This is a genomic window from Acinetobacter sp. H1(2024) (assembly GCF_046557555.1).
Taxonomy (GTDB): domain Bacteria; phylum Pseudomonadota; class Gammaproteobacteria; order Pseudomonadales; family Moraxellaceae; genus Acinetobacter; species Acinetobacter seifertii.
Genome location: NZ_JBKGFO010000004.1, coordinates 266,239 through 292,071, shown reverse-complemented (window position 1 = coordinate 292,071; position 25,833 = coordinate 266,239). Strand labels below are relative to the sequence as shown.

The following is a 25,833-nucleotide window of genomic DNA, read 5'->3' as shown; positions in this document are numbered from 1 at the left end:
ACGGCGTAGCGTCGTGAAGAGGACTTGGGTATTCTACACAGGCTATAGAATGAATATGAATGATTGCGTAGCATAGATGCAACAGCAGCGACTATTATTTTTGGAAAATTAGAACATTACCATGCCTGCATATCAATTTACTGCTATTGATGCTTCAGGGAAGCAGCAAAAGGGGGTGCTTGAGGGAGACTCAGCACGTCAGATTCGCCAACAATTACGTGATAAAGCATGGACTCCGATTAGCGTTGATCCTGTTGAACAAAAAGACAAGCATCAAAGCCACGGATTATTTCAAAAAAAGTTTAGTGCTTACGATTTGGCACTAATGACCAGACAACTCTCTGTTTTGGTTGCTGCTGCAATTCCTCTAGAAGAAGCTTTGCGCGCCGTGAGCAGACAAAGTGAAAAAGCACATGTGCAAAATCTTTTACTCTCTGTTCGTTCAAGAGTATTAGAAGGGCATTCACTTGCGCAAGGCATGCAACAGTCAGGACGTTTTCCTGACCTTTATATTGCAACGGTTGCCGCAGGTGAGCGTTCAGGGCATTTGGACCTGATTTTAGATCAGTTGTCCGACTACACTGAGAACCGTTTTGCTATGCAAAAGAAAGTTCAAGGTGCCATGATTTACCCGATCATTTTAATGCTCATGTCATTTGGTATTGTGATGGGATTAATGACCTACGTTGTCCCAGAGATTGTAAAAACCTTCGATCAAAGCAAAGATGCCTTACCATGGATTACAGTCGCTTTAATGAAAGCGAGTGATTTTATTCGCCATGCGTGGGTGTTTATTATTCTTTTTGCTGTGATAGGCGTTGTTGCCTTTGTGCGGTTTTTAAAAACAACGGCTGGTCATTATGCTTTTGATCGCTTAACACTCAAACTGCCATTATTCGGTAAACTGTCCCGTGGTATTAATGCTGCACGCTTTGCCAGTACTTTATCTATTTTGACTCGTTCAGGCGTGCCTTTGGTAGACGCTTTAAAAATTGGTGCTGCTGTGACCAATAACTGGGTGATCCGTGACTCAATTGCTCATGCTGCTGAACGTGTCACAGAAGGTGGTAACTTGGGTACGCAATTGGAGCGCAGTGGTTATTTCCCACCAATGATGGTACAAATGATTCGAAGTGGTGAGGCATCAGGTGAGCTTGACCGTATGCTGGAACGTGCGTCGACTATGCAAGACCGTGAGGTTACGACATTTATTTCAACCTTATTGGCATTACTTGAACCGCTTATGCTGGTATTAATGGCAAGCATTGTGCTGGTTATTGTAATCGCGGTTATGCTACCAATCGTAAATATGAACAATATGATTTAATAACTTTGATATTAGAGATAATGATGAAAGTAAAAAATATTCAAAGCGAAACAGTGATGAAACAACATAGTGAAGCTGCGGTTTCAAATCAGCTTGAGCCAACGTGCCATTCTGAGCATAGCTCTGTATCAGATGTTTGTTCCTCAAGCACAGCTTTCGGACTTGCGGCACGTTCGAGCGGTGCTCGAATGAAACGTGCGTCAGGCTTTACCCTTATTGAAGTTATGGTCGTTATTGTAATTTTAGGCGTGTTGGCTGCTTTAATCGTACCGAACGTTATGGGCCGTAGTGAAAAAGCTAAAATCGATACGACTCAAATTACCTTGAAGGGTGTAGCGGGTGCTTTAGATCAGTACAAGCTTGATAACGGGCATTTCCCAACTATGCAAGAAGGTGGACTAGATGCACTTATTAACCAACCTGCTACAGCAAAAAACTGGATGCCGGGTGGTTATGTGAAAGGTGGTTACCCTAAAGATAGTTGGAAAAATGATATTCAATACGTCATTCCTGGAAAAGACGGCCATCCTTTTGACCTATATTCATTTGGTGCAGATGGTAAAGAAGGTGGTGAAGGTAACGATGCAGATATTTATTACCAGCCTTAATTAAAATATAAGAGAGATTATCGATTCAGAGAGTAAGAGAAATTGATAATTCGAATTGATAATCTTTCTTAATCACAAAAATATAATAAGCTGTTGAAAATAAAGTAATAAAGTTAATAATTAGATTTGAGATTTAAAATAAGAATTATTCCCATATTTAATAGTTACAAGAAAGTTAAAATATGAGAGAAAATAAGCTATATATTTAAATAAAAGCTTTGCATAATAAATAAAAACCACTTTATAAAACTATGGGAGAGATTAAATGAAAGCATTTCTCGTACTTGATGAACTGAATCAGTTTCATTGGGCGATGCTTAAGTCTGTCCTATTGATTTTAGCATTATTACCAATTGCTGAAGTTTCATTAAAACTATGGCTGAGTACAGAAGGTAGCAGCCAAATCATGATTGGTTTCTTCGCATTAAGTATTGTCAGTGCATGGTTAATGGTGAGCTTTTTCACTGCATTAAAAGCGAGCGTATGGCAAGCGAAACAAATATCATCTAAATATGAGCAATTAGTTTTTAAAGCTTATCGCTATGTACCAATGGTTTTTTTATCAAGTCTAGTTGCTTATTTATCTTTGCAGTTATCTATCGCTTTTTAATACTGATATGATAGCTAACTTCATTTTTGAAAAAGACGTAGATATTAAATCTACGTCTTTTTTGTTTAAGCAGGCTGTACCAATAGTGTCGTGATTTTACGGACGATCGGTAAGACTAAAAGTAATGTTGGAAAAGCGATTATCCAAGAAATTGCCCATGCAGACATCCATACATATAGGGAAAATTCTTCTAATCCCAAACTTCGTAATGTACTAATCATTGAAACCACAAAAGTCATAATGATCGATAAAAGAAATGGTAAAACGATAGAGGTATAGCGATTTGGAAGTTTTCTAAAACTAGATAAAGATTGTGAGTTTTTCATTTTAACTCCGTAAACCAACAAACGCCCGTGCCATTCAAAATATAAAAATATTTTGAATAAATAGCTCCAAGCATTGTTGGAGGTATGTTGGCACGTTGATTGACGTAAACGTTTACGGCTTTTGAGTCAGCAGATTTAATTTAACATGAATTTTGAGAGCTGAAAATAAAAAGAGGGTGTTTCTTTATTTGTACATATTATATGCTTCAAATCAGATATTTAAGAATATGAGAAAAGTAAATGGAACAAATCGAGTGGAATGATTTTTTAAAAGTAGAGCTTCGTGTAGGTAAAATTATTCAAGCTGAGGTTTTTGAAAAGGCGCGTAAACCTGCTTATATTCTGCATGTAGATTTTGGTGAAGAATTGGGTGTACGTAAATCGAGTGCTCAGATTACTAAACTTTATCAACTGCAGGACTTGATTGGTAAATTAGTCGTTGCTGTCGTAAATTTCCCTAAAAAACAAATCGGGCCTATTCAGTCAGAATGTTTAGTGACAGGGTTTCATAACGCAGATGGGGATGTAGCACTTTGTATCCCAGAGTTTGAAGTGCCTCTGGGTACAAAGCTATTATAATTTAGCGACGTGATTTATAAGACACATCAACTTGACGTGGACGATAGATCCAACCTAAAACCAACAGTAATACTGCAAATCCTAAAATTGGGTAATCACCTAGACGGTTATAGAGAGTTTGGCCTTGCATAGCTGGTAAATCACCTCTCAAGACAAACTCTTTATCAATCGGTGCTTGTTCAGTGATATGACCATTTTGATCAATAAATGCTGTTACACCTGTGTTGGTTGCACGAATAAACCAGCGACCATTTTCTTTCGCGCGCATTTGTACCATTTGTAAATGTTGCCATGGGCCAGCAGTACCCGTAAACCAAGCATCATTAGATACAGTCACCAAGAAGTCGCTATCTTCTGCATTACGTCGTGTCAGGTTCGGATATGCCACTTCATAACAAATTGCAGCAGCAAGCGCATGCCCTTTAATTAAGAGTGGTTTCTGGTTGCTCTCACCACGTGTAAAACCGCTCATGCTAATATCATTTTGCATGGCTGGTAACACCCAAGAGAGTAAACCTGAAAGCGGAATATATTCACCAAACGGCACAAGACGCTGCTTTTTATAAAGGCCGCTTGAATCGCTGCCAGACGCCATAATACTGTTGTAATACAGAGGACTGCCGACTTGATGTGATTTTGCAACATCCCAATAAGGAATACCGGTTACCCAAGCGGTATGGTTCTTTTTAGCTTGTGCATCCATGGCATCCAAAAACGGTTCAATGTCGGTTTGGAAGAGTGGAATTGAAGACTCAGGCCATACAATCAGGTCACGGCCCCATTCAGATTGAGTCAAACCTGCATAAATTTCTAATGTTCTAACTTGATATTCAGTCAGCCATTTTAAATCTTGTGGAATGTTACCTTGAATAAGCGAAACACTAAGCGGTTTAGCGGCTTTAGGTTGTACAAACTGAATATATGATGCTCCCCATGCGCCCAAAACCAATAGGGTAGCAGGGATAACCCAAAAAATACGCTTACGTAGAACTTCGACTAAAGCACACGCTAGAACAATTGCCACGAAGGAAATTGCATAAATACCAAATAGCGGTGCATAACCATCGAGTAGGCGTTCAGTAAAAGCGTAACCTACAAATAGCCACGGGAAACCCGTAAATACCCAAGTTTTAGCCCACTCAAAAACAATCCAGAGAGGTGCGAAAGTCAGTGGTGTTTCAGGGAAGAAGCGTCGATAAACCCAAGTTTGAAATGCTGTAAATAACCCCATCACAAGAGCCATAACAGCAATCATACATACGCTTAAAAAGGCATTGGTATCGCCATATACATGGATAGATGTATAGAGCCAGAAAGCCCCTACAAACCATAAACCAAAACCATAACTCCAGCCAATCGCAAATGCTTGTTTGGCTGAGCGTTTATGCAATGTCGCATAGAGTAGGGCAGGAGACAAAATTGCCAGCCACCACCAATAATAAGGTGCCAGTGCAAAGCTGAACACGGCACCTGAAAATAAAGCAATGAGCAATGGAAAAATTAAAGGAAGCTGTTTTTGTTGTTGCGAAGAATCTAACAGCTTTTCAAAGTATGCTCTCATTGACGTACAGCTCGAATCAGATGAATAGTGCGGGCATCTGCTTCAACAATCGTAAATAACCACTTTCCAAGTTCAACAGTCTGACCTTGTAAATCACTGACTAAACCAATTTCTTGAAGCAATAAACCGCCGACAGTTTCTACTTCATCGTCAGAAAAATCAGCATCTAAAACAGTGTTGAAGTGTTCAATTGGTGTAAGTGCCTGCACCATCCATGCATTCGCTACAGTATGGTCGTTATCTGGAACAATGTACTGTGCATCTTCATCAGCAGTATCATGTTCGTCTTCAATTTCACCAACGATCTCTTCAAGAATATCTTCAAGCGTAACAAGACCAGCCGTTGAACCATATTCATCAATGACAATTGCGATATGGGTTTGGGTATGTTTGAGCATACGAAGAACTTGATCTGAACGTGCGCTTTCAGGCACAAATAATGGCTGGCGCATAAGCGAGCCAATATCTAATTTGGTATTCGGTTCAGTCAAAAATGGCAGTAAATCTTTTGCCAATAAAATACCGACGACGTTATCGGGTTGGTCAGCTGAGAAAACTGGAAAACGTGAGTGAGCAGACTCAACCAATACGTGAAGAATATCAAGTAACTGATCATCTTCTTGCATACTGATCATTGCTGTTCGTGGCGTCATAACTTCACGAATTTTTGTAGCAGGAAGGTCAAGAACACCTTCAAGCATGGCAACAGTATCAGGTTCTAAAAAACGACGTGAATTTTGGACTAGTTTTAATAATTCATCTCGGGTTTCGGGCGCTGTACCTAACCACTTTCGTAAGCCTCGCATTCCCCACGACGGACTCGGTTCCTCTTGCATGATCTTTCCTAAAGACTCAATGTATCAAATGAATACATTGATCATACCGAAGAAAAGGCCCTTATGCATCTATAAAACAAAGTAAAAGACAAAACACATATTGTTATGTAAACACCAGTTACAGTTCATAAGTCCGTGATCGGTTTATGCTAAAATGTGAAAATTCTATTTGTTCGAGTTTGTTATGTCAGAACAACCTATTTCACCTACTGTACAACTCAATACGCGTGGTTTACGTTGTCCGGAACCTGTCATGATGTTGCATCAAGCCATTCGTAAATCTAAGTCTGGAGATGTGGTTGAGGTCTTCGCAACAGACAATTCGACTTCGTGGGATATTCCTAAATTTTGTATGCATTTAGGTCACGAGTTACTTTTGCAAGAAGAACGCTTAGATGAAAATGGTCATAAAGAATTTCATTATCTGGTGAAAAAGGGTTAATAGAATAAATAAGGCTTCTAATGAATAATGTTGGGAGCCATTAAACATTTAAATTATTTTAAAATGATAATTTTTTACAAATAAGAATCATTATATAATCTATAAAATTAAGTATATAAATGGCATATAAAAATGAAAGATTATTTTCTAAAACGAAGCTTATTTATTTTCCTTTGGTTCGCATGTCTTGCTGGTTTGTTAAGTATAAAAGTTTCTTGGTTAACTGAGACTATGGCTACAATAATTTTATTCACTTTTATAATTCTCGGTTCAATTATATTAGGTTATAGAAATACATATTTTGCTCCTGAACCAAAGATAAAGATGAGTTTGATCTTGCATACAAGGTTTATCGGGCTGATGTTAATTCTTGATTTATTATTTGGTAAATCGGTTTGGTACTTCGACTTAGCGCGAAACTTTGGTTTTCTTGGCTTATTTTTATTAGGCACATTTATTTTCTATAAAAAGAATTTTAATTTAAACGTAGCAAAAATACCGCCTTTTCAATAAGTGGATACTAATAAAAAAGCCCCGAATAATCGGGGCTTTTTTATTACATATTAGGGTAATTCGGACCACCGCCGCCTTCAGGCGTTACCCAAGTAATGTTTTGAGATGGGTCTTTAATATCACAAGTCTTACAGTGAACACAGTTTGCTGCGTTAATCTGGAAGCGTTTAGAACCATCATCATTTTCCATGATTTCATAAACACCAGCAGGGCAGTAGCGCTGTGCAGGCTCATCCCATTTTGGTAAGTTCACATTCACTGGAATTGAAGGATCAGTAAGCTTCAAGTGAGCTGGCTGGTTTTCTTCATGTACAGTGTTTGAGATAAATACCGAAGATAAACGGTCAAATGTAAGCTTGCCATCTGGTTTTGGATAGTTTGGCTTGAAGCTCGTTGCATCAACAGTTTTCAATGCAGCGAAGTCTTGTTTCAAGTCATGCAAAGTGAATGGAACTTTAAAGACGTTCTGGTCGATAAAGTTAAATGCACCACCAATCCATTGTCCAAATTTATGCATTGCTGGGCCAAAGTTACGAGAGTTATAAAGCTCTTCTTTTAACCAGCTGTTGTTAAATTTGTCTGTGTAAGAAGTTAATTCTTTAACGAATAAATCTTTGCCTTCGGTTACACGAGCAACCGCAAGATCACCACCTTTTTCAACTCCGGCAGCAATTGCTTCAAATACAGCTTCACCACATAACATACCTGATTTCATGGCAGTGTGTGAGCCTTTGATTTTTGCAAAGTTTAAGAAACCTGCGTCATCACCAATTAAGCAACCACCTGGGAAAGTTAATTTAGGCAATGAGTTGAAGCCGCCTTTCACTACAGCACGTGCGCCGTAAGAAATACGTTTACCACCTTCTAAGTATTGTTTAATGAGTGGATGAGTTTTCCAGCGCTGCATTTCCATAAATGGATACATGTGTGGATTTTCATAAGACAAGTCCACAATCATACCCAAAGTCACTTGGTTGTTTTCAGCGTGATATAACCACCAACCACCAGACGAACCAGTTTCAGATAATGGCCAACCAGCGCCGTGCATGACTAAGCCCGGCTTATGTTTTGCTGGGTCAATTTCCCAAAGTTCTTTAATCCCGATACCGTAGTGCTGAGGGTCAGCATCTTTATCAAGATTGTATTTTGCAATCAGGCGTTTACCTAAGTGACCACGGCAACCTTCGGCAAAGAGGGTGTATTTAGCGTGAAGCTCATAACCCGGAGTAAAGTTATGCGTTGGTTCGCCATCTTTACCAATACCCATGTCACCAGTTTGAATACCTTTTACAGTACCGTCTTCATGGTAAAGCACTTCAGATGCAGCAAAACCAGGGAAAATAGAAACTTCTAATTCTTCAGCTTTTTGACCTAACCAGCGAACAACGTTACCTAGCGAGATAACATAGTTACCGTCATTGTGCATGGTTTTTGGAACCATCCAGTGAGGTGCTTCTTTAGACGTAGTTTCTGAAAGCAAGAAGAAAGTTTTGTCTTCAGTTACAGGCACGTTAAGAGGCGCACCTTCTTCTTTCCAGTTTGGGAAAAGTTCATTAATAGCACGCGGTTCAAGTACAGCACCAGATAAGATATGCGCACCTACTTCAGAGCCTTTTTCAACTACACAAACTGAAAGATCGGGTAAGTTATTCTCAATCGCTAATTGACGGATCTTAATCGCAGCAGATAGACCTGCAGGCCCTGCACCTACGATGACAACGTCAAACTCCATCGATTCGCGTTCGATGTGTTCCATGTAGGACTCCTCAATACTTAAAGGTGGCAACCGTAATGTCAGATCATCCGGTGCTGCCGTGAGTTTTAATCCATAGGCGCAAATATGCTATTGTGCCTTTTATCGTTTTGGCTAGTATAGTTTTAAACCATGATCTAGCCAATTGGCTGAGTCGTCATATTTTCTCGTCAGCAAGGCATAAACTATGGTAAATCAAAATAATTCCCCATCGGATATGGGAAAAATACCGTTATCTGATGATAAAAACTTAATGAACATTGCACAATACTTAAAAGATGTACAGCAAAGTCACAAAAGGTCAATTCCACCTCTAGAGCAATGGCATCCAAAGCATTGCGGTAAAATGGATTTAACGGTTAAAGCCAATGGAGAATGGTGGCACGAAGGTCAATTAATCAAGCGCCAAGCCCTATTGGATTTGTTTACCAAAGTCCTATGGAAAGAAGAGGGTAAATTCTACCTGAAAACCCCTGTAGAACAAATTGAAATCGAAGTTGAAGATGAACCTTTATTGGTCAATCAGGTGGATCAGGTCGAAATTTCAGGTGATCAGTTTTTACAACTCACGACGACCAATCAAGATGTGATTGTGGTTGATGCAGAACATCCAATTTTTATGCGTGAATATGCAGGAGAGTTACGCCCCTATGTGCATGTCCGATTTGGTATTAATGCCCTTATTCAACGTCAAGCTTTTTATCATCTCGTGAACTATGGAACACTGGTCGAAAATGATAAAGGTGAAACCATTTTGCAGTTAAAAAGTGGTAATTTGCACTTGCAATTAGGCACTTGAGGTTTAAGCTTTATAGAGTGAAATTTTCCGACACTCTCTAGTACTGCCATGACAGCCATACAGCCTTTATTTACTGAATTAGAATCTATGCCTAAAGCATCAGCAGATGCCCCAATTGGTATTTTTGATTCGGGAATTGGAGGAATGTCGGTTGCAGCAGAAATTGCCAGATATTTGCCAAATGAACGTATTGTCTATTATGCCGATACAGCCTATGTACCTTACGGCCCTCGTTCTGATGAAGAAATTAGAGAGCTTACCGCTCGCGCTGTCGATTGGTTATACCGCCAAGGTTGTAAAATTGCAGTCGTAGCATGCAATACTGCCTCTGCATTTAGTCTTGACCATTTACGTGAACATTATGGCGAGCACTTCCCAATTGTTGGTTTAGTACCGGCATTAAAACCTGCCGTATTACAAACACGTTCTAAAGTAGTGGCAGTATTGGCAACGCCTGCTACTTTTCGTGGGCAACTTATTAAAGATGTTGTAGAAAAATTTGCTGTTCCAGCGGGTGTTAAAGTCATGACTTTAACCAATCTGGAACTTGTTCCTTGTGTTGAAGCAGGGCAGCAAATGAGTCCTGTTTGTTTGAATGCATTAAAAGAGGTTTTACAGCCTGCAGCCGATCAAGGGGCTGACTATTTAGTGCTCGGTTGTACGCATTATCCGTTCTTAAATGAAGCAATTCAGCATCTTTTTGATAACCAATTCACACTGGTTGATTCGGGATTAGCAGTTGCCCGACAAACAGCCCGTATTTTAATAAAAAATGAGTTATTATGTGACCAAATACGTCAGAATGTTGCACGTATTGAATGTTATGTAAGTGGTAATAATGCCGATGCATTGCAACCTGTTTTACAGAATATGATGCCACAAGAATTGACATGGACGCTGCACAATCTGAGTTGAACTCTGTTGTAGGCATTCAGAAGAAAGCGTTTTTTATATTTATTTTTTCTTATTTGGGGCGGTTCATAGTCTTGGCTTATTTAGGCCATATTAAGATTATGGGGCGATAAGGGTATTGTTATGCTCGATACACGCTATCAGATTTTTATTTCAACGTCAGGTCGCGAGATGCAACCTGAACGTGTAGTTCTCTCTCAAACTTTAGTCAGTATGGGTTTCTTTGCTTGGGGTTTAGAGTATAGAAGTCCTTTAACTACAACACTTTCCCGTCGACAAATTGATGAATCGGATTACGTTGTCTTACTATTAGGCAGCCAGTACGGTGAACAATCTATTTCTGGCGCTAGCTATTTTGCCCAAGAGTATGAATATGCTTTAAGCCGAGCTAAACCTATTGTGGTATTCATGCATGAGCAACCTGAAAGCCGCGATATGCATTTGCAAGAGACTCATCCACAGCTTAAAGAAAAATTTCTAGCATTTAGAAAGAAACTATTACACGAAGCTCACCACGTATTTTACTTTAAAAGCCCGCGTGATTTAGAGCTAGCTGTCCGTTTAAATATACCTCTAATGGTTGAACAACATGTGGGACAGGGTTGGGTACCTGCACGTCAAGCGCATCAGTTAGAAGATGAAATTAATCGGTTAAAAGGTAAAGTTCTACAGTTAGAACAACAACTCACAGAGTCATCAACTCAAACCAATGAAGTGGCTCCGCAAGATGTTTTTGCGTTTGAATATCAGATTCAAGCTTTTCAAGATGGTAACTTTAAAGAGCTTAAGCGCCAGAGACAAATGACTTGGTCACAACTTTTAAGTATTTTGGCTAAACATTTTGAGACAGCTATGCCAGAAGAAAACTTCGGCACTTGTCTCAATGAATATCTCAATCATGCTGGGCTAGAAGATGCCCGTCAGGAGCTACCAAGAGCACATGCGGTGGCTGGTGCACAGATTAATCATAAAGCGCTATTCCGCATTAAAAATCAAATGCAATCACAAGGCTGGATTGTTCCAACCAAGACTGATCAACAACATAGTTTATGGAAGGTGACGACAAAAGCGCAAAAGCTCTTGCTGAGTTATAAATGGAATCATCGGGTGACTCGATTAAAAGCTTAGAGCAATTCAATTTAGATATGACCATGAAAACTGTTACATTAGTGTCATAAGATGAACTGAAAGGCATTTGCACATGTCATTTGAACAAAAACCGAAAGTTACTGTCATTTTAGCGAATTTAGGCACACCGGATGAGGCAACTGTCCCTGCGGTGCGCCGTTTTTTAAAGCAGTTTTTATCTGATTCACGTGTGATTGAAATTCCAAAACTGATTTGGTGGATTATTCTAAATCTGTTTGTTTTGCCTTTTCGCCCAAAAAGAGTAGCGCATGCCTATGCTTCGGTATGGTCTACCGATTCACCCATGCGTGAAATTGTGTTTGAACAAACTCAACGTGTGCAGGCTTATTTAGAGCGTGAAAATAAACAATTTGATTTAACTGTATTACCAGCAATGACTTATGGTAATCCGGGTATTGATGCAGTTTTAGAAAAACTGGCAGCTCATCCACAAGAGCATGTCATTTTATTGCCTTTATTTCCTCAATATTCTGCGACGTCGACAGCACCGTTATACGACGCATTTGCCAAATGGATTCCTAGTCAGCGCAATTTACCGGGTCTAACCATTATTAAAGACTACTACCAGCACCCAATGTTTATTCAAGCACTAGCAGAAAGTGTTTTAGCTTATCAAGCACAGCATGGTAAACCTGAGAAATTGTTAATGTCTTTTCATGGTATTCCACAGCCTTATGCAGACAAAGGCGACCCTTATGCAGACCGTTGTCGCATTACCGCAAAGTTAGTCGCTGAAGCTTTACATTTAAACGATGATGAATGGGCAATTAGTTTCCAGTCACGTTTTGGAAAACAAGAATGGGTGAAACCTTATACTGACCAGCTTTTACAAGATTGGGCGAAGCAGGATGTTAAGTCAGTTCAGGTTTTAAGTCCCGCTTTTTCTGCCGATTGTTTAGAAACACTTGAAGAGTTAGCCATCCAAAACGCTGAGTTGTTTCACGAGGCGGGTGGCGGAAGCTATGCTTACATTCCTGCTTTAAATAGTGATCAGGCTCATATTGATTTGCTTGCAGGTTTAGTTCAGGCTAATCTTGATGCCCTTACCCATACCTTAGCCCACCGTTAATTGCGTTTTAGCCAGAGGTTCTTATGCTGCAAGTCAAAATTGTTCCAGTTACTGCTTTTGCTCAAAACTGTTCTTTAGTCTGGGACAGTGAAACAAAAGAAGCAGTTTTGATTGATGCAGGCGGTGACGCTGCTGTTTTGAAGAAAGAAGTAGAAGCTTTAGGTTTAAAGGTTAAAGCTCTCTGGTTGACTCATGGGCATTTAGATCACGCAGGGGCAGTGGGTGAACTCGCACAAGAATGGAGTGTTCCTGTTGTTGGTCCACATAAAGAAGATCAGTTCTGGTTAGATATGATTCAGGAAGTTTCAGCACGTTATGGCTTTCCAATTCCACAGCCAGTAAAAGTTGATCAATGGCTTGAAGGCGGCGAAGTGCTAAAACTAGGTGAAGATGAGTTTGAGGTGCGTTTTGCACCAGGACATACACCAGGGCATGTCATGTTCTATAACAAGAATCATGGCTTACTCTGGACTGGCGATGTCCTGTTTAAAGGCTCAATAGGAAGAACAGACTTTCCACGTGGGAACCATGAGCAACTCATTGAATCGATTCAACGTGAATGCTTTAGCTTGCCAGATCAAACTCAATTTATTTCAGGTCATGGCCCAATGAGTACCATTGGCTATGAAAAAAAATTTAATCCATTTGTCGCAGGTAAAGCGGGTTAATCCTCATAATCATCTTCATGCTGACTACCCTTGTTTTGCTGAGGAGCATCTTGGGTAGGCAGTCTATATTCATCGTTTGCCCAAGCGCCTAAATCAATGAGTTTACAACGTTCAGAACAAAATGGACGAAATTCATTGCCTTCCCAAACACTTGGTTCACCACAACGTGGGCAGGGGAATGTACGTGGCATAAAGCGATATCCTCAAAGTGAAGAGAAATAGATTAGGCAAAAGTCAGGTGACTTGTTAGACTTGTGCCGATTTTTATTTAGTTTGATGTGATTATGCAGATTCGTCAATTTCAAGCACAACGTATGCAAGCGCCTCGTGATTTTACCCCAATTGAAAATACTCCAATTTGTGTAGAAATTGGGGCGGGCAAAGGTAAACATGCTTTGCTATTTAGTGGGCAAAATCCACAGCACACGTTATATGCGATTGAACGAACCCGAGAAAAATTCTTGGCAATGCAAAAGCAGCATGGTTTGGAGCCAAGAGATAATTTGGTACCTGTACATGCAGATGCTTTACCGTGGGTTGTACATGCTTTACACCCTGCTCAAGTTGAACATTTCTTTATTCTTTATCCGAACCCAGAACCGCATAATCCGGCACAACGCTGGTTGAATATGCCATTTTTTGAGTTTTTGTTATCACGTCTGAAAACAGGCGGAACCATTACTTTGGCAAGTAATATTCCTGAATATATTGAAGAAGCTCAACAACAGTTATTAAATGTGTGGAAGCTGCCTTACCAAAAAGAAAAAATTGCACAAACTTCTGCACGTACTCATTTTGAAATTAAATATTTAGAGCGTGGTGAGCTTTGCCAACAGCTCATAATCAGCAAGCCTGAAGGTTATCAAACTCGATTTGATGAGTTTGCACCGCTGCAAGGGCAAACACATGTCGAATAAGCGGGTTGCCATTATCGGTGCTGGTCCGGCTGGTTTAATGGCAGCTGAGGTACTGAGCCAGTATGCTTATGAAATTGATATGTTTGAGCAAAAACCTTCGGCTGCGCGTAAGTTTTTGATGGCTGGTAAAACGGGTTTAAATATCTCGCATGCTGAACCTTTAGCGCAGTTTATTGAGCGTTATGACCATACAGAATGGCTTAAACCGTGGGTTGAGAAATGGGATGCAGTCTGGATTCAGAACTGGATGAAAAGTCTTGGGATTGAATCATATGTGGGTAGTTCCGGTCGTATTTTCCCCGTCGAAATGAAAGCTGCTCCTTTACTGCGTGCTTGGCTAAAACGCTTGGCAGAGCAACAAGTTAAATTCTTTTATCGTCATCGTTGTATTAATTTGCAAGGTACAACTGTGACTTTAGAAAACCAAAATAATCAAAGCAGCAAGACTTTTACTCAACAATACGATGCAGTCGTATTGGCTTGTGGGGCTGTATCTTGGTCTCAATTGGGTAGTGATGGTGCTTGGCAGCAATGGATAGATCAATCCAGTATTGAACCTTTTCAAGCAAGTAATGCAGGGGTATTACACACTTGGTCAGCTTTTATGGAAAGCTGTTTTGGTGAACCTTTAAAGCGTATCAATGCGTGGGTTGAGCCTAGCCAAGTTACTCATGGTGATATTGTGATTACTCACTATGGTTTAGAAAGTGGTGTCATTTATAAACTTGGACGAGCTTTAAGAGAACAACAAAAAAAAGGGCAAGGTCTTAATCTGTTTTTAGATTTATTACCTGATGTAGAGTTGTCACAGTTAATTAAAAAATTGCAGGCTAGCAAAAAACAATCGCTTACTAATATTTGGCGTAAAGCAGGCTTAGACACGGCCAAAATTAACTTAATTAGAGAAGTGGTTGATAAAACGCTATGGAACCAACCAGAGGCTATAGCTCAGCAAATTAAAGCACTTCAAATCAAATTAAGTGGCTTTAGACCTATTGAGGAAGCGATTAGCTGTGCTGGTGGTGTTAAGCAAGGTGCATTAACTGAAAGCCTAGAGCTTAAACAAACCTCAGGTGTTTTTTGCTGTGGTGAAATGCTGGACTGGGATGCTCCTACAGGTGGCTATTTGCTTACAGCATGTTTTGCTACGGGACGAGCGGCTGGTGAAGGCGTGCATTCATTCTTAGAGAAATAACGGCAAATTTGCTGCTATGTTTGATATGTGAAAAGTGTTATTTTTGAGCGATCAATAATAATAGGATTTAAAAGGACATGTCTCAAGCATCGCCAGTTTATCAAGGAAGTTGTTTATGTCAGGGTATTCGCTATGAAATTAAAGGCGATATCGGAGATATTATTCAGTGTCACTGCCAACGGTGCCGAAAATCCAATGGAACAGCATTTGCCACCAATGCTCCTGTTAAAAGTACAGATTTTAAAATTACCCAAGGTGAAGACCTTGTCAAAAAATTTGCTGTGAATGGTGTGTACCGTTGGTTTTGTAGCGAATGTGGTTCACCGCTTATTAGTTCGCGTGATGCCCAGCCTGAACTATATCGTGTAAGAATTGGGTCACTCGATACACCATTAGACCAAAAGCCGACAATGCATATTTTTGCTGCTTCAAAAGCAGAGTGGGAAAGCATTTGTGACGATTTACCGCAATACGATGAACGTCCATGATTTAAAAAGTATGTTTTAATCAACTTTTAGATGATTTAATATACTTAAAACGGGGAGATGGCATTCCTCCCTTGAAAAACCGCCGTATTGGCTAATGATGCCTACGTTACCCTCATGTATTTATATCGCTGGGTACGTAGGTTATTGCGTACTCTGCTTATTTTTGGAGTACGCCATGTCACGTTTCCCATCATTTTTGTTTGCTCTTTTAGCATCTCACTAAAGGGGTGGTTCTATGTATTATCCTTTACTTTCAATTGCTTTAGGCTCAGTTCTAGGGGCGTGGTTGCGTTGGTTTTTAGGTTTAAAACTCAACTCAATTTATCCGCAAATTCCACTGGGTACTGTCACTGTTAATTTAGTCGGTGGCTTTATTATTGGTTTTGCGATGGCTTATTTTGCTCATAGTGATTTAAGTCCGAACTATAAGCTTTTCGTAATCACCGGCTTTTGTGGTGCTTTAACTACGTTTTCAACGTTCTCGATTGAGATTGTGACTTTATTGCAAAGCGGTAAGTTGGGAATGGCGATGTTGGCAATTTCTATTCATTTAATTGGGTCGTTAATTTTTACGTGTTTGGGTTTGGCGACTTATTATTGGATAGCAGGCAACTGATTATTCAAATGTTTAAGGAGCGATACATACTGCACTGCCTCCGTTTTAAGATATTCTCCAAGACCATTTGTATAGGCATACCTTACTTTTGAGAGATCAAAAGTAAGCAAAAATCTTTTGTTTCGCTGATGCTACATCCATGTAGCACAGCAAAACAGCGGCATCCATGCCGCTTGTCACGATAGTAAATGACGAATTAAAATTTGGTATTTGATACGCGTTAAAGTCATCAACAGCCTGACTGAAATCAGCTATATATTGTTTTTGCAAAATATTGGATAAGTGCAAACGGGAAACAGGTTCTGTTGATGACAAATGCCTTTGGTCTTGCATGGCTTTAATCGCCATTCAGGGCAAAACCAAAGTAACAGAATTAGCTACTTTCATTTGAGAATAAACGGTAAGACTCCGTCGTGTATTCACAAATACTTAATTACTTTTCAGTTAAAGCCTGACCTTCAAACTTCACACCATCCCAACCATTTTGCATAAACTGACGAATATTTTGGTGGTCAGTTCCCTCTGGGGTAGCTAATACAGATGTGTAGTGCTCTGCAAATAAACTTAAAGTTTGTGCTTGGTCTAAACCTTGTAACTTGGCAAAAGAGAAAACTTTCGCACTGCCTTGATTTTCAGTCGCAGCGTTATGCTGTGCACCATTTTGAAAAGCTGTTGGAGTATGTTGGTAACGTGCTTCAATATGAGCTAAAACGTCTGAAAATTTTGCTGTGCCTGCTTGTAATTGGGCAAGTAACTCTTGTGTCATAATCTTAAACTTCCTATCAAATGGGGCTTAAGCATAGCATCGAATACATGCTTTGAAAGCTTGGGAGCTATAAAAAAATGATGGGTTGTTGAAAATAATCAGAAGCGTTTTTAGACAAATTGTGGATAAGTTTTAGTTTATACACAACTGAAAAAAGTATAGAAAAAATGCACATAAAAAAAGAAGCCTAAGTGGAGGAGATAGTCTTAGGCTTCCAATGATTTTAGTGTATTGGTCAAAACTTAACGCAAGATTAACTCTTACGATTGAAGCGACCGAAGCGTTTATTAAAGCTTGCCACGCGGCCTTCATTACTTGCTTGACGAACTTCACCTGTATAGAAAGGATGCGAAGCACTCGAAATATCAAGAGTCACATAAGGATAGACTTTTCCTTGATATTCTTTGGTTTGTTTAGACTGAAGAGTACTACCGATTAAGAAGTAGACGTCTGCATTGGTGTCATGAAATAACACTTGTTGATAAGCAGGATGAATATCTTTACGCATGAGAGATTGTCCTAAATTATTTTTGATTAAAGAAATGTTATAACATAACATTTAATAAGTCAATGTAACCCTGAAAAGGCTACATTAATCAGATCATTGAATTAGTTAGAAGGTGGAACAAGTTCTTCAAATAAATCATTCAGGTTGTCATGTACTTTTAAGTGAATGAGGTTCCAGTAGTGTCCTGAAATGGTTCTATTAACCATTAATGTATCTGGTGAAGGTTTAAAGACATCCCAATATTTTAAAGACTTTTTCACAAGTAACATGCCATCATGATGTGATGAGTTCTCTGCAAAGTCATAGATTGTGGTAAGTGGACGCAACAACACTTCAATCCAGAGTTTATAAAGATCGCTCGGGAATTTACCTTTCTCGGTCAAAGAGTGCAGGGCAAGTAACTCAGTTTCAATAAGATCAATATCTTCATGACGAGCTGCATTCACCAATCGTTTAAAGCTATAGACAATTTCATTGGAAAGTGTTTTAACACTGCCATAGTCATAAATAATGACACTACCATCTTGGCGGAAGGCAAAGTTACCTGGGTGAGGGTCACAGTGAAAACGCTTTAAAAAAAACATTTCCTGCCCCAAAGCACGGATTAAACGACGTCCAATAGTGTTTCGAATTTCGATAGGCCAAGAACTCGCAGTTTCAATGCTATCACCTTGTTCAAGACTTAAAGTCAAAATTCGTCTTGAAGAGTAATCTTTATAAACAGTCGGGATAATAATTTTATCATCTAACTGGCTATGAAAAGTTTTAAAGACCTCAAGATTTTGGGCCTCAATTTCATAGTTAAGCTCTGCTGACAGGCTATCTTGAATCTCTGCAAAAAGTTGATCTTGCAGCTTTTTATCAATTTTAAGTACACCCATTAAACGAAGGGCTAAACGCACTTGTTTTAAGTCACTTTCACAGGCTTCATCAACACCGGGATATTGAACCTTAACCACAACTTGTTGGCCATTTGGCAAAACTGCTTTGTGGACTTGTCCAATTGATGCAGCGGCAAAAGGCTGTTCATCAAAAGATTTAAAGGCGGCATTGAGTGGTTTCCTAAGCTCACGTTCAACTTGTTGCTGAATCGCTGCAAAAGGCATGGCTGGAGCTTGGCGTTGTAGTTTTGATATCGCTTTAGCAACTTCTGGCGGGAAGATATCTTTATATTGCGATGCAATTTGCCCAACTTTCATGACAGCACCTTTCATTTCGCCTAAGGTGTCTGCAATCTGTAGACCGATATCTTGAAACAATTTAGTTTTTGCAGCTAGTTTCTGTTCTTCATCCGCAGTCAGGTTTCGAATCGAATTAGAAACGGTTTTTGTTGCAATGCTCGCGGTCATTCCTGCAAGTTTCATAAATCGTTTGCCAGGTGAACTTGCACTCTTTGCCATATCTTCGATACCTCGTTGACTACAACATAATATTGTCTAGTTTTGATCATAGGTGACAAAACTTAAAAAGCCTATATGAAATTGTTTAGCGCGTGTAAGAATATTTTCGAAAAACAATATGTTATTTTTAAAGTAAAAAATGTGAAAAGCTTTTTAAAATTCATTTCATAAACAAAGCTTTAATATCTATAAAGTCACTGTTTTTTTAGTGCTAAGGTGAATGGCATGTTAAATAAGAAATAGAGACAATAAAAGTTATGACCAGTCTAAACTCATCCTATGGTCGCTCTCAAGCGGTTCCTTTATCTGTATTTGAACAGACGAAAGACGCACAAATTATCCGTTCTGATGAAGAGGCAATTGAGGTTGCCAAGCAACTTGCTCAAGAGTTTGCTCAAGAAGCATCTGAGCGGGACAGAGAGCGCCGTTTACCCTTAAATGAAATTCAACAGTTCTCACAAAGTGGTCTCTGGGCCATTACTGTGCCGAAGCAGTTTGGTGGCGCGCAAGTCAAATATCGAACTTTAGCGGAAGTGATCAAAACAATTGCGAGTGTTGATCCATCTCTTGCTCAGTTGCCTCAAAACCATTTGGCTTTTATTGAGCATTTAAGACTAGATGCGAAACCTGAACAGCAACAATTCTTTTTTAACTTGGTGTTAAGAGGAATTCGTTTTGGCAACGCATTTTCCGAAAAACATAGTAAAACCGTAGCGGACCTCACAACTAAACTTGAAAAGACCGAACAGGGTTATGAAATTAACGGCAAAAAATTCTTTGCAACGGGTGCTTTGCTCGCACATTGGATTCCAATTGTTGCTGTAAATGAACAGGGGCAACCTTATGCCGCGCTTGTTCCACGGGAAACATCTGGGGTCAATATTATTAATGACTGGTCTGGTTTTGGACAACGTACTACAGCGAGTGGCACGGTAGAACTAAATCAGGTTCCAGTACGTGAAGAATATTTAGTTCCAATTTATCAAGCATTTGAACGTCCAACACCAGCAGGCGCTATTTCTCAGTTTATTCAGGCTGCGGTTGATGCTGGTATTGCGCGTGGTGCAATTGAAGAAACGATTCAATACGTTAAAAATCATAGCCGTGCATGGGTTGATTCAGGTCTGGAAAAAGCCACTGATGACCCTTACACCATTGCAAACATTGGTGATTTAAAAATTAAATTGCGTGCAGCAGAAGCGGTACTGGACTTGGCTGGAGATGCAATTGATCAAGCCATTGCTGAAACCACCGAAGAACATGTAAACCAAGCCACATTATTGGTTGCCGAGGCAAAAGTACTCACTACAGAAATTGCTATTTTGGCAGCCAATAAACTTTTTGAGTTATCGGGTACGCGTTCTACTTTATCTGAACTCAACCTTGACCGTCACTGGCGCAACGCCCGTACCCATACCTTGCATGACCCTGTGCGTTGGAAATATCACATTGTCGGTAATTATTACCTCAATGGCATCCATCCACCGCGTCATGCATGGAGTTAAAGTGAAGAAAAAATAAGATTAGGAGAATAACGATGACAACAGCTCAAATTGAATTAGAAGAGCTATCGGTAGGCGCTGATTATGAAAAGGTAGCAAATAGATTTCGTCCAGTTTTTGAAAAAATTGCACAAGGGGCAATTCAACGGGAAAAAGAACGAATCTTGCCTTTTGAGCCGATTCAGTGGCTAAAAGAAGCCAAGTTGGGTGCTGTACGAGTACCCCGTAAATATGGTGGAGATGGGGTTTCATTACCTCAGTTGTTCCAGCTTTTAGCAGAGTTAGCAGAAGCTGACTCCAATATTGTACAAGCATTACGAGGGCATTTTGCATTTGTTGAAGACCGTTTGGTTGCTCATAAAGAGCATTCACAGGAGGTTTGGTTTCAGCGCTTTGTACAAGGTGATTTAGTCGGAAATGCATGGACAGAAGTTGGAAATGTACAGGTTGGTGATGTCGTGACACGAGTCACTAAAGACGCTTCGGGTAATTTGGTGGTGAATGGTGAAAAGTACTATTCAACAGGAAGTATTTTTGCAGACTGGATTGATTTATTTGCTTACGATGAAGTGAATGACCGTCATGTCATTGCTGCTATTTACCGCCATGAAACAGGCGTGAGCGTGCTTGATGACTGGGATGGCTTTGGTCAAAAGACAACGGGCAGTGGTACTTTAAAAGTACATCAGGTTCATTTGCCAGCTTCACACCTTATTCCATTTGATCAACGTTTTAAGTATCAAACCGCTTTTTATCAGGTGGTGCACCTTGCAACATTAACGGGTATTGCGCGTGCCGCAGTTGAAACGTTTAGTCAGGAAATTCGTGAACGTAAACGTATTTTTAGTCATGGTAATGGTGATCTGGTTCGTCACGATCCACAAGTTTTACAAGTAGTGGGCAAGGCATCAGCTCAAGCGTATGCAAGTGAAGCAATTACCTTAAAAACTGCTGAGGCATTGCAAAAAGCCTATGAAAGTCATTTTGCCGAGTCTGAAGTGAAAGAGCATCAGTTTAATGTAGATGCCGAGCTTGAGTCGGCACAAGGGCAGGTCGTAATTTCTAACTTAGTGCTTGATTTAACAAGTCAGTTATTTAATGCCTTGGGTGCATCGGCAAGTAGCCAAGTGAAACAACTTGACCGTTTCTGGCGTAATGCACGGACTGTGTCTTCACATAATCCGCTTATTTACAAAGAAAAAGTGATTGGAGATTGGGAGGTAAACCGTACAGATTTACCATTTGTTTGGCAAATTGGAGCAAGCCCGCGGGCAAAGTCTGCATAAAATAAAAAAGCCGATGTTTCATCGGCTTTTTTATTAGGTTTGACTTAGGCGCTTTGTATTTAGGTAGAGCCGTGAGAGCAGTAAAACACAGGCAATGCTTAAACCAATAATTAAACCTAACCACACGCCAGCTACGCCCCAATGGGTATAACGTGCCAAATAAAGCCCGATTGGAAAAGCAATCACCCAATACGCCATAAGCGTAATCCACATCGGTGCTTGGGTGTCTTGCATACCTCTTAAACAGCCGGCAGCACTGACCTGTAGGGCATCCATCAACTGATAACCCATTGCAAACCAGAGTAAATACATCGCAACAGGCACAACATTTATATCTTGAGTATAAACCGAGACAATTTGTTCACGGCCTAGGGCAATAAATGACATGGTTAATAGAGCAAAAAGTATTGCTGTACTCAAACCAATCTTTTGCACTTGGTACATGGAAGCCCAGTTCTTTTCACCATAATACGTTCCCACGCGAATGGTTAAGGCAATTGCAAGTGAAAGCGGAATCATAAACAGTACCGAAGTAACTGAAATTGCCACTTGATGCGCGGCAATAAACACTTCACCCAGTGGACTAAGGACTAATGCTCCTGTACTAAAAATACTCACTTCAAAGAATACTGCTAAACCTATTGGCAGACCAAGCTGTAAGATTCTTTTAACCCAAGTCAGGTTAATTTTATCAAATCTGCTAAAAATAGACGTATTTCTATAAGCTGAAGCTTTATAAATATAGCCAGCTAAAGTAATCAGCATGAGCCATTGTAAAATGGATGTTGCAAAGCCACAGCCTGCGCTACCTAAAGCAGGAATTGGCCCTAAGCCATGCATGAAAATCATGTTTAGAGGGATTAAAACCACTAAGGCCAATAAGCTAATTGCGGTGACAGGGCGAGGGTGACCTAAAGCCTCTGAATAGCCACGTAGCGCTGCGTACATGGTGACGGCTGGCATACCTAAACCAATGGCATGCAAGAATAAACTTGCTTTAGGTCGTAAGTTTTCTGGAACACCAAACACATGTAAGAAAAAAGGCATAAGCTGCAAAATGAGCATAGCCATTACACCTAAAATAATCGCAACCCATAATGACTGACGAACAATGACAGGAATTTGTTCTGTATTTCTAGCGCCTTTTGCCTCTGCAACTAGCGGTGTAGTGGCAATCATGATCCCGCTAAAAAGGAGCATAACAGGAATCCATAGACCTACACCTACTGCAATAGCAGCTAAGTCTGCTGCAGATAAATGCCCTGCCATAATGGTGTCAATTAATCCGAACCCTGCTTGAGCAAACTGCGTAATTAAAATAGGTAGCATTAAATGGAAGAGTTGTTTTAATTCAGTCCGAAACGACGTGACATTCGACACAAAAGATACTCTTTATAAATATAAAAATGAAACTAGCGCTGTAGGGTGAGTAACACACCAACAAAGATCACCACTCCACCTAGGAACCGTTGCCATGTAACAGGAGTTTTGTCTGTACCTAACCATCCAAAATGGTCAAGCAACATAGAAATAACCAATTGTCCAAAAACGACTAGCCCTGTAAAGGTTAAAAAACCAAGCTTAGGTGCAGTATAAATGCTCATGCTAATTGCATAAACCCCAAGGAATCCTCCTGTCCAAAGAAGCCACGGAATATTAGATATTTCATTTAAAGTGGGTTTCTCGGCACTTTGGAAGAACACCATAATGGCTAAAACAATAGTACCTATAAAAAATGATAATAATGCCGCTTGTAAAGGTGAGTGTAATTGCTCACGAAGCTGAGCATTAATTGCGGTTTGAAAAGCCATGGCAACACCGATTCCCATAGCTAAGGGTAAGATCAGGAAAAGTTGACTAGAGAATTTCATCATTTTTATCAATATTTAAGTATGTTTAAAAACAGTCTAAAGCAATTAAGGTATGTTTTCATAAGCCCATTGATGCAGTCATGTTAAAATAGAAATATTGTGTAAATTGGACCTTGTTCCTTGGCTGTATTAAATCCTGCTTCTGTTCCGTTATCCTTGTATATCCACATGCCTTGGTGCGTGCGTAAATGTCCTTATTGCGACTTTAACTCGCATGCCGTGCCTGATGGGGCGCTTTCGGCAGAACTTGAGCAAACTTATCTAAAAGCATTGGTAGCCGACTTTGAAACTCAAGTTGAGATGGCCCAAGGGCGTTCAATTCACAGTGTATTTATTGGGGGTGGAACGCCTTCACTCATTTCTGCCAAAGGTTATGCATGGCTATTTGAGCAGCTCAAGTCATTACTTAACTTTGAAGATGACTGTGAAGTTACCTTAGAAGCTAATCCGGGAACACTGGAACATGACCCGTTTGCAGGCTATTTAGAAGCGGGTATTAACCGTTTGTCGATTGGTGTACAGACTTTTAATACCGATCACTTGCAAAAGCTTGGGCGTATTCATTCAGCAAACAATGCTATGGATGCAATAGAGCAGGCAAGACAAGTAGGTTTTAAGCGAGTTAATGTCGATTTGATGCATGGTCTGCCTGAGCAAACGTTAGAGCAAGCACTTTATGACTTAAAGATGGCTGTAGAGCATGGTGCGACACATATCAGTTGGTATCAACTTACCATTGAGCCAAATACCGTATTTTTTCGAACTCAGCCTGTTTTACCTCAAGATGAAGTGTTAGAAGATATTCAAGAGCAAGGCGAAGCATATTTAAAAGCAAATGGCTTTGTAAATTATGAAGTGTCGGCTTGGCGTAAAGAACAACCTTCAGCCCATAATTTAAATTACTGGGAGTTTGGTGATTACCTTGCGATTGGTGCAGGTGCACATGGAAAAGTGACACGACCAGATGGTGTGTACCGTTTCCAAAAAACTCGTTTGCCAAAAGACTATTTAGCTAAAGTTCCTGCTGAACATTTGCAAATGAAAAAGATTGAGGCAGATGAACTACCTTTTGAGTTTATGATGAATGCCTTACGCTTAAATGATGGGGTAAACGCTGACTTATACGAACAGCGTACTGGTTTAAGTTTAGAGAGGCTAAAAGAGGTACTTACTTCACTACGTTCGAGAAAGTTATTGGTAGAGGATAGTGCTCGTTTGGCTTGTACAGAGCAGGGACATATTTTCTTAAATTCGGTACTAGAAGAGTTTTTATAATCCAATAGTCTTAAAGAAAAAGCCGCATGATGAGATGCGGCTTTTTTAATTTTAGCGAGTGGTATAACCGCCATTTGCGAAAATGGTTTGACCGGTAATCCACCAGCCGTCGGTGACTAAGAAGCGAACTAAAGGTTCGATATCTTCAATTTTAGTAAGTCCACCTAGAGCTGAAGCCGATTTATGGTAAGCGACTGCTTCGGCAGATTCTTGACCATAAAAGAAAGGTGTATCCATGGGACCGGGTGCAACAGCAGTCACAGAAATTTGGCGATCTCCAAATTCTTTCGATGCAGCGCGGGTGTAATGCTCAACAGGTGCTTTTAAACCTTCGTAGGTTGAATAGAACCCAGTATAGGCTGCAAGAAGAGAAGTCACGATTGAACAAATCTTGCCGCCATCATTTAAATGACGACCCGCCGATTGAATAAAGAAATAGGCAATTTTTGAGTTGATATCACTCATGCTATCAAACTCTTGTTCTGTCGTTTCTAAAAATGACTTCTTTAAGACCTTTCCAACTGTATTAATCGCAATATCTATTCCACCAAAATGCTGCTTAGTGTCTAAGAATAGCTTCTCGATGTTATCGATATCTGTTAGATCTGCCTGAATTAGAATTGCATCTGCACCCAAGGCTTTTACGTCTGCGAGTGTTTGCACGGCATCTGCTTGAGTTTCTGAACTGTTATAGTGAATTGCGAGTTTTGCTCCTTGTTCTGCAAATTTTCGACTAATGAGTCCGCCGAGGTTTTTAGCACCGCCAGTAATCAATACAACTTTATCTTTGAGGCTATGAGTTGTCATGATGATTGTTCCTATGATGACTTGTTTTAATGTATTTTTAGTCTAGATTG

Annotated in this window: 29 protein-coding genes, 1 pseudogene and 1 riboswitch; of the genes and pseudogenes, 19 read left to right on the top strand and 11 right to left on the bottom strand. The window is 40.0% G+C overall.

Translation table 11 applies throughout. The features are described 5' to 3' along the window. Positions 1-121 precede the first annotated feature (121 nt). The 3 genes from gspF to ACLCEG_RS13280 all read left to right on the top strand — a co-directional run bounded on the left by gspF (position 122) and on the right by ACLCEG_RS13280 (position 2,545). The gene (gene gspF, locus ACLCEG_RS13290) at positions 122-1,327 is read left to right on the top strand and encodes a type II secretion system inner membrane protein GspF (protein WP_004699003.1); all 1,206 of its coding nucleotides are present in this window, start codon (positions 122-124) and stop codon (positions 1,325-1,327) included. Positions 1,328-1,350: 23 nt separating this feature from the next. Beyond that, a complete protein-coding gene (gspG, locus tag ACLCEG_RS13285) occupies positions 1,351-1,935 on the top strand; it encodes a type II secretion system major pseudopilin GspG (RefSeq protein WP_039251176.1) in 585 nt (194 codons plus the stop codon). Between the two features lie 265 nt (positions 1,936-2,200). Further along, positions 2,201-2,545, top strand: a complete 345-nt coding sequence (locus ACLCEG_RS13280) for a hypothetical protein (RefSeq protein WP_004698999.1) — start codon at positions 2,201-2,203, stop codon at positions 2,543-2,545. A 65-nt stretch (positions 2,546-2,610) separates the two neighbouring features. On the opposite strand, the gene ACLCEG_RS13275 is transcribed toward ACLCEG_RS13280, so the two are convergent. Continuing rightward, positions 2,611-2,871: a DUF2798 domain-containing protein gene (locus ACLCEG_RS13275; protein ID WP_410567858.1), complete on the bottom strand. Its 261-nt coding sequence runs from the start codon at positions 2,869-2,871 to the stop codon at positions 2,611-2,613. A gap of 240 nt (positions 2,872-3,111) precedes the next feature. On the opposite strand from ACLCEG_RS13275, the gene ACLCEG_RS13270 reads away from it, so the two are divergent. Continuing rightward, on the top strand, positions 3,112-3,450 hold the full coding sequence (locus ACLCEG_RS13270; RefSeq protein WP_209045787.1) for a tRNA-binding protein: 339 nt from the start codon (positions 3,112-3,114) through the stop codon (positions 3,448-3,450). A 1-nt stretch (position 3,451) separates the two neighbouring features. Here the strand turns inward: ACLCEG_RS13270 and lnt are convergent, their stop codons facing one another. Then, positions 3,452-5,011 (bottom strand): apolipoprotein N-acyltransferase, encoded by a 1,560-nt coding sequence (gene lnt, locus ACLCEG_RS13265; protein WP_410567856.1) that lies wholly within the window; start codon positions 5,009-5,011, stop codon positions 3,452-3,454. Further along, positions 5,008-5,847 (bottom strand): HlyC/CorC family transporter, encoded by an 840-nt coding sequence (locus tag ACLCEG_RS13260; RefSeq protein WP_002156911.1) that lies wholly within the window; start codon positions 5,845-5,847, stop codon positions 5,008-5,010. The genes lnt and ACLCEG_RS13260 overlap by 4 nt, the downstream gene beginning before the upstream one ends. Before the next feature lie 184 nt (positions 5,848-6,031). On the opposite strand from ACLCEG_RS13260, the gene tusA reads away from it, so the two are divergent. Together tusA and ACLCEG_RS13250 are read left to right on the top strand one after the other, a co-directional pair. Further along, the gene (tusA, locus tag ACLCEG_RS13255; protein WP_002053527.1) at positions 6,032-6,289 is read left to right on the top strand and encodes a sulfurtransferase TusA; all 258 of its coding nucleotides are present in this window, start codon (positions 6,032-6,034) and stop codon (positions 6,287-6,289) included. Between the two features lie 132 nt (positions 6,290-6,421). After that, entirely contained in the window at positions 6,422-6,802 is a 381-nt protein-coding gene (locus ACLCEG_RS13250) for a hypothetical protein (protein ID WP_410567854.1), read from the top strand. A 43-nt stretch (positions 6,803-6,845) separates the two neighbouring features. On the opposite strand, the gene ACLCEG_RS13245 is transcribed toward ACLCEG_RS13250, so the two are convergent. Next, positions 6,846-8,558, bottom strand: coding sequence for a 4Fe-4S dicluster domain-containing protein (locus ACLCEG_RS13245; protein ID WP_410567852.1), 1,713 nt, complete (start codon positions 8,556-8,558; stop codon positions 6,846-6,848). Between the two features lie 184 nt (positions 8,559-8,742). Between ACLCEG_RS13245 and ACLCEG_RS13240 the strand changes: the two genes are divergently transcribed. The 5 genes from ACLCEG_RS13240 to ACLCEG_RS13220 all read left to right on the top strand — a co-directional run bounded on the left by ACLCEG_RS13240 (position 8,743) and on the right by ACLCEG_RS13220 (position 13,152). Then, on the top strand, positions 8,743-9,354 hold the full coding sequence (locus tag ACLCEG_RS13240; RefSeq protein WP_410567850.1) for a DUF1285 domain-containing protein: 612 nt from the start codon (positions 8,743-8,745) through the stop codon (positions 9,352-9,354). A 48-nt stretch (positions 9,355-9,402) separates the two neighbouring features. After that, the gene (murI, locus tag ACLCEG_RS13235) at positions 9,403-10,269 is read left to right on the top strand and encodes a glutamate racemase (RefSeq protein ID WP_410567848.1); all 867 of its coding nucleotides are present in this window, start codon (positions 9,403-9,405) and stop codon (positions 10,267-10,269) included. A 120-nt stretch (positions 10,270-10,389) separates the two neighbouring features. After that, positions 10,390-11,394 carry a DUF4062 domain-containing protein gene (locus ACLCEG_RS13230; RefSeq protein WP_348902428.1) on the top strand — a complete coding sequence of 335 codons (1,005 nt, stop codon included), beginning with the start codon at positions 10,390-10,392 and terminating at the stop codon, positions 11,392-11,394. Positions 11,395-11,467: 73 nt separating this feature from the next. After that, complete coding sequence (hemH, locus tag ACLCEG_RS13225) at positions 11,468-12,484, top strand: ferrochelatase (RefSeq protein WP_410567846.1); 1,017 nt, start codon at positions 11,468-11,470, stop codon at positions 12,482-12,484. 23 nt (positions 12,485-12,507) lie between these two features. Then, positions 12,508-13,152 (top strand): MBL fold metallo-hydrolase, encoded by a 645-nt coding sequence (locus ACLCEG_RS13220; RefSeq protein WP_019456911.1) that lies wholly within the window; start codon positions 12,508-12,510, stop codon positions 13,150-13,152. Here ACLCEG_RS13220 and ACLCEG_RS13215 read toward each other — a convergent pair. After that, positions 13,149-13,343 carry a DNA gyrase inhibitor YacG gene (locus tag ACLCEG_RS13215; RefSeq protein WP_004698974.1) on the bottom strand — a complete coding sequence of 65 codons (195 nt, stop codon included), beginning with the start codon at positions 13,341-13,343 and terminating at the stop codon, positions 13,149-13,151. The genes ACLCEG_RS13220 and ACLCEG_RS13215 overlap by 4 nt on opposite strands. Positions 13,344-13,430: 87 nt before the next feature. Here ACLCEG_RS13215 and ACLCEG_RS13210 point away from each other — a divergent pair, with 87 nt between their 5' ends. The 5 genes and pseudogenes from ACLCEG_RS13210 (at position 13,431) to ACLCEG_RS13190 (ending at position 16,650) form a co-directional block, all read left to right on the top strand. Continuing rightward, positions 13,431-14,069: an SAM-dependent methyltransferase gene (locus ACLCEG_RS13210; RefSeq protein ID WP_410567844.1), complete on the top strand. Its 639-nt coding sequence runs from the start codon at positions 13,431-13,433 to the stop codon at positions 14,067-14,069. Beyond that, the gene (locus ACLCEG_RS13205; RefSeq protein ID WP_410567842.1) at positions 14,059-15,264 is read left to right on the top strand and encodes a TIGR03862 family flavoprotein; all 1,206 of its coding nucleotides are present in this window, start codon (positions 14,059-14,061) and stop codon (positions 15,262-15,264) included. The genes ACLCEG_RS13210 and ACLCEG_RS13205 overlap by 11 nt, the downstream gene beginning before the upstream one ends. Positions 15,265-15,341: 77 nt before the next feature. Beyond that, positions 15,342-15,752 (top strand): GFA family protein, encoded by a 411-nt coding sequence (locus ACLCEG_RS13200; RefSeq protein ID WP_000075988.1) that lies wholly within the window; start codon positions 15,342-15,344, stop codon positions 15,750-15,752. Positions 15,753-15,796: 44 nt separating this feature from the next. Continuing rightward, positions 15,797-15,863, top strand: a riboswitch (Fluoride riboswitch). 124 nt (positions 15,864-15,987) lie between these two features. Next, complete coding sequence (gene crcB / locus ACLCEG_RS13195; protein WP_077169103.1) at positions 15,988-16,368, top strand: fluoride efflux transporter CrcB; 381 nt, start codon at positions 15,988-15,990, stop codon at positions 16,366-16,368. 166 nt (positions 16,369-16,534) lie between these two features. After that, positions 16,535-16,650, top strand: a pseudogene (locus tag ACLCEG_RS13190) (hypothetical protein). A 151-nt stretch (positions 16,651-16,801) separates the two neighbouring features. Here ACLCEG_RS13190 and ACLCEG_RS13185 read toward each other — a convergent pair. The 3 genes from ACLCEG_RS13185 to ACLCEG_RS13175 all read right to left on the bottom strand — a co-directional run bounded on the left by ACLCEG_RS13185 (position 16,802) and on the right by ACLCEG_RS13175 (position 19,042). Next, positions 16,802-17,134, bottom strand: a complete 333-nt coding sequence (locus tag ACLCEG_RS13185) for a HopJ type III effector protein (protein ID WP_410567840.1) — start codon at positions 17,132-17,134, stop codon at positions 16,802-16,804. A gap of 253 nt (positions 17,135-17,387) precedes the next feature. Continuing rightward, entirely contained in the window at positions 17,388-17,642 is a 255-nt protein-coding gene (locus ACLCEG_RS13180; protein ID WP_077169157.1) for a type B 50S ribosomal protein L31, read from the bottom strand. 101 nt (positions 17,643-17,743) lie between these two features. Continuing rightward, complete coding sequence (locus ACLCEG_RS13175; protein ID WP_410567838.1) at positions 17,744-19,042, bottom strand: ABC1 kinase family protein; 1,299 nt, start codon at positions 19,040-19,042, stop codon at positions 17,744-17,746. Positions 19,043-19,299: 257 nt separating this feature from the next. Here ACLCEG_RS13175 and ACLCEG_RS13170 point away from each other — a divergent pair, with 257 nt between their 5' ends. Then, the gene (locus ACLCEG_RS13170) at positions 19,300-20,547 is read left to right on the top strand and encodes an SfnB family sulfur acquisition oxidoreductase (protein WP_410567836.1); all 1,248 of its coding nucleotides are present in this window, start codon (positions 19,300-19,302) and stop codon (positions 20,545-20,547) included. A 32-nt stretch (positions 20,548-20,579) separates the two neighbouring features. Beyond that, positions 20,580-21,830 (top strand): acyl-CoA dehydrogenase family protein, encoded by a 1,251-nt coding sequence (locus ACLCEG_RS13165; protein ID WP_410567834.1) that lies wholly within the window; start codon positions 20,580-20,582, stop codon positions 21,828-21,830. Positions 21,831-21,863: 33 nt separating this feature from the next. Here the strand turns inward: ACLCEG_RS13165 and abeM are convergent, their stop codons facing one another. Both abeM and ACLCEG_RS13155 read right to left on the bottom strand, forming a co-directional pair. Continuing rightward, complete coding sequence (gene abeM / locus ACLCEG_RS13160) at positions 21,864-23,210, bottom strand: multidrug efflux MATE transporter AbeM (protein ID WP_410567832.1); 1,347 nt, start codon at positions 23,208-23,210, stop codon at positions 21,864-21,866. 32 nt (positions 23,211-23,242) lie between these two features. After that, on the bottom strand, positions 23,243-23,704 hold the full coding sequence (locus ACLCEG_RS13155; protein ID WP_174742971.1) for a DMT family transporter: 462 nt from the start codon (positions 23,702-23,704) through the stop codon (positions 23,243-23,245). A gap of 117 nt (positions 23,705-23,821) precedes the next feature. Here ACLCEG_RS13155 and hemW point away from each other — a divergent pair, with 117 nt between their 5' ends. Further along, positions 23,822-24,976, top strand: a complete 1,155-nt coding sequence (hemW, locus tag ACLCEG_RS13150) for a radical SAM family heme chaperone HemW (RefSeq protein ID WP_410567830.1) — start codon at positions 23,822-23,824, stop codon at positions 24,974-24,976. Positions 24,977-25,027: 51 nt separating this feature from the next. On the opposite strand, the gene ACLCEG_RS13145 is transcribed toward hemW, so the two are convergent. Next, the gene (locus ACLCEG_RS13145; RefSeq protein ID WP_410567828.1) at positions 25,028-25,783 is read right to left on the bottom strand and encodes an SDR family oxidoreductase; all 756 of its coding nucleotides are present in this window, start codon (positions 25,781-25,783) and stop codon (positions 25,028-25,030) included. Positions 25,784-25,833: the final 50 nt, after the last annotated feature.